General features: G+C 71.7%; 5 protein-coding genes. 1 reads left to right on the top strand and 4 read right to left on the bottom strand.

Annotated elements, in window-relative coordinates; all coding sequences use genetic code 11:
- Positions 1 to 62 precede the first annotated feature (62 nt).
- The 3 genes from ACFW2E_RS41495 to ACFW2E_RS41485 are packed head-to-tail and all read right to left on the bottom strand — an operon-like array spanning position 63 to position 2910.
- Entirely contained in the window at positions 63 to 1241 is a 1179-nt protein-coding gene (locus ACFW2E_RS41495; RefSeq protein ID WP_384475722.1) for a dipeptidase, read from the bottom strand.
- 5 nt (positions 1242 to 1246) lie between these two features.
- Entirely contained in the window at positions 1247 to 1774 is a 528-nt protein-coding gene (gene purE, locus ACFW2E_RS41490) for a 5-(carboxyamino)imidazole ribonucleotide mutase (RefSeq protein ID WP_384475719.1), read from the bottom strand.
- Entirely contained in the window at positions 1771 to 2910 is a 1140-nt protein-coding gene (locus ACFW2E_RS41485; RefSeq protein ID WP_384475716.1) for a 5-(carboxyamino)imidazole ribonucleotide synthase, read from the bottom strand. Before ACFW2E_RS41485 ends, purE begins: the two co-directional genes overlap by 4 nt.
- 164 nt (positions 2911 to 3074) lie before the next feature.
- Here ACFW2E_RS41485 and ACFW2E_RS41480 point away from each other — a divergent pair, with 164 nt between their 5' ends.
- Positions 3075 to 3575: a GtrA family protein gene (locus ACFW2E_RS41480; protein ID WP_384475713.1), complete on the top strand. Its 501-nt coding sequence runs from the start codon at positions 3075 to 3077 to the stop codon at positions 3573 to 3575.
- Positions 3576 to 3931: 356 nt separating this feature from the next.
- Here the strand turns inward: ACFW2E_RS41480 and ACFW2E_RS41475 are convergent.
- A partial coding sequence (locus ACFW2E_RS41475) for a sensor histidine kinase (protein ID WP_384475710.1) occupies positions 3932 to 4828 on the bottom strand: 897 nt, incomplete at its 5' end.

Below are 4828 nucleotides of genomic sequence, written 5' to 3'. Positions count from 1 at the left end.
GGGTGGGCGGGGCCCCCCGCGGGGGGGCGGGCGGGGGGCGCGCCCCCCCCCCCGCCCGGGGTTCAGCCGTCGAGCCGCTCGATCGTCGCGTTGGACGGCCCGCGCGTGACCCGGAGTCCGCGGGCCACGTCCTCCGCCGCGCCCAGGACCCGTACCGCGTTCTGCCAGGTCAGCTTGGCGAGGTCGGGCCTGGACCAGCCGCGGTCCAGGAGTTCGGCGATGAGGTTGGGATAGCCGGAGACGTCGTTGAGGCCGTCCGGGGTGAAGGCCGTGCCGTCGTAGTCGCCGCCGATGCCGAGGTGGTCGATGCCGGCGACCTCGCGCATGTGGTCGAGGTGGTCGGCGACGGTCGACACCGTGGCGATCGGGCGGGGGGTGTTCTCCTCGAAGGCACGGTGCACCTTCATGGCCTCGGCGGTGGTGTCGAGGTGGTGGAAGCCGTGCGCGCGCATGTTCTCGTCCGCCGCGGCCGTCCAGTCGACCGCCGCCTGGAGCACGAACTTCGGTACGAACGTCACCATCGCGACGCCGCCGTTCGCCGGCAGGCGCTCCAGCACGTCGTCCGGGATGTTGCGCGGGTGGTCGCAGACGGCGCGGGCCGAGGAGTGGGAGAAGATCACCGGCGCGGACGTGGTGTCCAGCGCGGCCCGCATGGTCGTCGCCGCCACGTGGGAGAGGTCGACGAGCATGCCGAGGCGGTTCATCTCCCGCACGACCTCGCGGCCGAAGGCCGACAGACCGCCGACGTTCGGCTTGTCCGTCGCCGAGTCCGCCCAGTCGTTGTTGTCGTTGTGGGTGAGGGTCATGTAGCGGACGCCGAGTCCGTACAGACCGCGCAGCGTGCCCAGGGAGTTGGCGATCGAGTGGCCGCCCTCGGCGCCCATGAGGGAGGCGATACGGCCCTCACCGCGCGCGGTCTCCATGTCGGCCGCGGTCAGCGCGGTCGCCAGGTCCTTCGGGTGGCGGGCGATCAACTGCCGTACGCAGTCGATCTGCTCCAGCGTCGCCGTCACCGCGCCGGGCAGGTCCGAGCGCACGTACACCGACCAGTACTGCGCGCCGACCCCGCCCTCGCGCAGCCGCGGGATGTCGGTGTGCAGATGGGCGTTCTGCGGGGCGGCGATGTCGCGGGCGCCGAGGTCGTAGCGGACCTGTTCGCGCAGCGCCCAGGGGAGGTCGTTGTGGCCGTCGACGACGGGGAACTCGCGCAGGAGTTCCCGGGCTTCCTCCGGTGAAGCCATCCGCGTCACTTCCCCGAGCCGAAGCCGAAGCCGCTCGAACCCTCGACCTTGGCGCGCAGCCGCTTGCCCTTCTCGGTGGCCTGGTCGTTCAGCTCCTGCTGGAACTCCCTCATGCGGCCGAGCAGTTCCTCGTCGTGGGTGGCGAGGATGCGGGCGGCGAGGAGACCGGCGTTGCGGGCACCGCCCACGGAGACCGTGGCGACGGGGACTCCGGCCGGCATCTGCACGATCGACATCAGCGAGTCCATGCCGTCGAGGTACTTCAGCGGGACCGGGACGCCGATCACCGGCAGCGGGGTGACCGAGGCGAGCATGCCGGGCAGGTGGGCGGCGCCGCCCGCGCCCGCGATGATCACCTTCAGGCCGCGGTCCGCCGCGTTCTCGCCGTACGCGATCATCTCGCGCGGCATGCGGTGCGCGGAGACGACGTCGACCTCGTACGCGATCTCGAACTCGTCGAGGGCCTGCGCGGCGGCCTCCATGACGGGCCAGTCGGAGTCCGACCCCATGACGATGCCTACAACGGGGCTCATTCGGTGATCGTGCCTCTCAGGTAGCCGGCAGCGTGACGGGCGCGCTCCAGCACGTCGTCCAGGTCGTCGCCGTAGGTGTTGACGTGCCCGACCTTGCGGCCGGGCTTCACGTCCTTGCCGTACATGTGGATCTTGAGCTGGGGGTCGCGGGCCATGCAGTGCAGGTACGCGGAGTACATGTCCGGGTAGTCGCCGCCGAGGACGTTGACCATGACGGTCCACTTGGCGCGCGGCCGGGGGTCGCCGAGGGGCAGGTCGAGCACGGCCCGCACGTGGTTGGCGAACTGGCTGGTGGCCGCGCCGTCCTGGGTCCAGTGGCCCGAGTTGTGCGGGCGCATCGCCAGCTCGTTGACCAGGATGCGGCCGTCGCGGGTCTGGAACAGCTCCACGGCGAGGTGGCCGACGACGCCGAGTTCCTTGGCGATGGTCAGGGCCATCTCCTCGGCCTTCAGCGCGAGGGCCTCGTCGAGGCCGGGTGCCGGGGCGATCACGGTGTCGCAGACTCCGTTGACCTGCTGGGACTCGACGACCGGGTACGCGACGGCCTGGCCGTGCGGCGACCGTACGACGTTGGCGGCGAGCTCGCGGACGTAGTCGACCTTCTCCTCGGCGAGGACGGGGACGCCGGCCCGGAACGGGTCGGCCGCCTCCTCGGCGGACTCCACGACCCACACGCCCTTGCCGTCGTAGCCGCCGCGGACGGTCTTGAGGACGACGGGGAAGCCGTCCCCCTCCGCCGCGAAGCGGACCACGTCCTCGGGGTCGCTCACGATCCTGTGCCGTGGGCACGGCACGCCGATCGCGTCGAGCCTCGCGCGCATCACGCCCTTGTCCTGGGCGTGCACGAGCGCGTCGGGGCCGGGGCGCACGGGGATGCCGTCCGCCTCCAGGGCCCGCAGATGCTCGGTGGGTACGTGTTCGTGATCGAAGGTGATCACATCGCAGCCCCGCGCGAACGCACGCAGCGTGTCCAGGTCGCGGTAGTCGCCTATGACGACGTCGCTCACGACCTGTGCCGCGGAATCCTGAGGGGTGTCACTGAGGAGCTTGAACCTGATGCCCAGCGGGATGCCCGCCTCGTGTGTCATACGAGCGAGCTGGCCACCGCCGACCATGCCGACTACCGGGAACGTCACGTGCCTAGGGTATCGGCCGAGCCGCGGGCACCGGATTCCCGTGCCTCTTACCCGGTACTTTCCGGGTTCTTTCCGACTGGCGCACCCGTCCCCAGGAAAGTCCGAAGGGGGGTGGTTAGCATGGCTGGGTTGACGAAACCCAACGGACGGGGGCTTGCACAGCCATGGAACATGGTTCCTCGGGGCTGCGACGACTCGTACGCGAGGTCGCCAAGTTCGGTGCCGTCGGCGGCGCCGGGCTGCTTGTCAACCTCGGCGTGTTCAACCTGGTACGGCACGTCACCGACCTGCCGGTCGTCCGGGCGAGCGTGATCGCGACCGTCGTCGCGATCATCTTCAATTACATCGGGTTCCGTTACTGGACGTACCGGGACCGTGACAAGGGCGGCCGCACCAAGGAACTCAGCCTGTTCCTGCTGTTCAGCGTGGTCGGTCTGGTGATCGAGAACGGCGTGCTGTACGCGGCGACCTACGGCTTCGGCTGGGACAGCCCGCTGCAGAGCAACGTCTTCAAGTTCCTCGGCATCGGCGTCGCGACGCTCTTCCGCTTCTGGTCCTATCGGACCTGGGTCTTCAAGACACTCCCGGCCCGTGAGGCCGTCGCCAGCGCGGAGTCGTTCCTGGCGGAGGAGCCCCCCGCCCGGCGCGCCCGGCAGCGGGCCTGACCGGCGGACCACCGCCCGGCGTTCCCCGCCCGGTTCCCCCGGCACGACCGCACCTCGAGCAGCGCCCGCCAGCGGGCCGCGCCCTGCCGTACGGCGGCCCGGCCACCGCACGGCAGCCACAAACGGGCGCCACCGGTCAGCGCACCGTCCCGGGCACTCAGCGCACGCGTTCCCACGCGCCGACGGCGAGCCTTCGAGCAGCGGTCACACCGGGCCATGAGGCCACACCCCGCCAGGATCACGGACAGGTGCCGTCCGGCCACGCGGCGTCGGGTGTTCGGTGTTCCTCCCGCGGGTTCCCGGACCCGGCGGCCGAGGCCTGCCCGCCGTCGAAGGGGCGCGGCGGGCAGCGCCGGTCACCGCACCGTCGGGAGTTCCCCGTCCGGCTTCCTGGTCGGTGGCGTACGGGACAGGAACAGGCCGAACACCGGCGGCTGGGCCTGGAGCAGCTCCAGACGGCCGCCGTCGGCCTCCGCCAGGTCGCGGGCCACCGCCAGGCCGATGCCCGTCGAGTTCCGCCCGCTGATGGTCCGCTCGAAGATCCGGGCGCCGAGGTCGCCGGGGACTCCGGGTCCCTCGTCGGTCACTTCCACGACGGCCTGGTTACCGGTGACGCGAGTGCGCAGCGCCACCGTGCCGCCACCGTGCATGAGGGAGTTCTCGATCAGCGCCGCCAGGACCTGGGCCACCGCGCCCGGGGTGCCGACGGCCCGCAGGTGCCGCTTGCCGGAGCTGACGATCGCGCGGCCCGCGCTGCGGTAGGCGGGGCGCCACTCGGCCAGCTGCTGCTGGATGACCTCGTCGAGGTCGAAGGAGACGGCGGAGCCGGTGCGCGGGTCGCGGGCGTTCGTCAGGAGCCGCTCCACCACGTCCGTCAGGCGCTCCACCTGCGTCAGCGCGACGTTCGCCTCGTCCTTCACCGTGTCCGGGTCGTCGGTGAGGGTGATCTCCTCCAGACGCATCGAGAGCGCGGTGAGGGGCGTACGGAGCTGGTGGGAGGCGTCGGCGGCCAGGCGGCGCTCGGCGGTGAGCATCCGGGCGATGCGCTCGGCGGAGGAGTCCAGGACATCGGCGACCCGGTCCAGCTCGGGGACGCCGTAGCGCTTGTGGCGGGGGCGCGGGTCGCCGGAGCCCAGGCGCTCGGCGGTCTCGGCGAGGTCGGTGAGCGGGGAGGCGAGACGGTTGGCCTGCCGTACGGCCAGCAGGACCGCGGCGACGATCGCGAGCAGCGCGACCAAGGCGATGATCAGGAG

The organism is Streptomyces sp. NPDC058964, from assembly GCF_042741275.1.
In the GTDB taxonomy this organism is placed as follows: domain Bacteria; phylum Actinomycetota; class Actinomycetes; order Streptomycetales; family Streptomycetaceae; genus Streptomyces.
This window is presented reverse-complemented; position numbering and strand designations above follow the sequence as displayed.

What these genes read in the sequence shown, in the direction of transcription:
- ACFW2E_RS41495 (WP_384475722.1), bottom strand. Translation starts at nt 1,241, where the DNA reads ATGGCTTCACCGGAGGAAGCCCGGGAACTCCTGCGCGAGTTCCCCGTC.
- purE (WP_384475719.1), bottom strand. Translation starts at nt 1,774, where the DNA reads ATGAGCCCCGTTGTAGGCATCGTCATGGGGTCGGACTCCGACTGGCCC.
- ACFW2E_RS41480 (WP_384475713.1), top strand. Translation starts at nt 3,075, where the DNA reads ATGGAACATGGTTCCTCGGGGCTGCGACGACTCGTACGCGAGGTCGCC.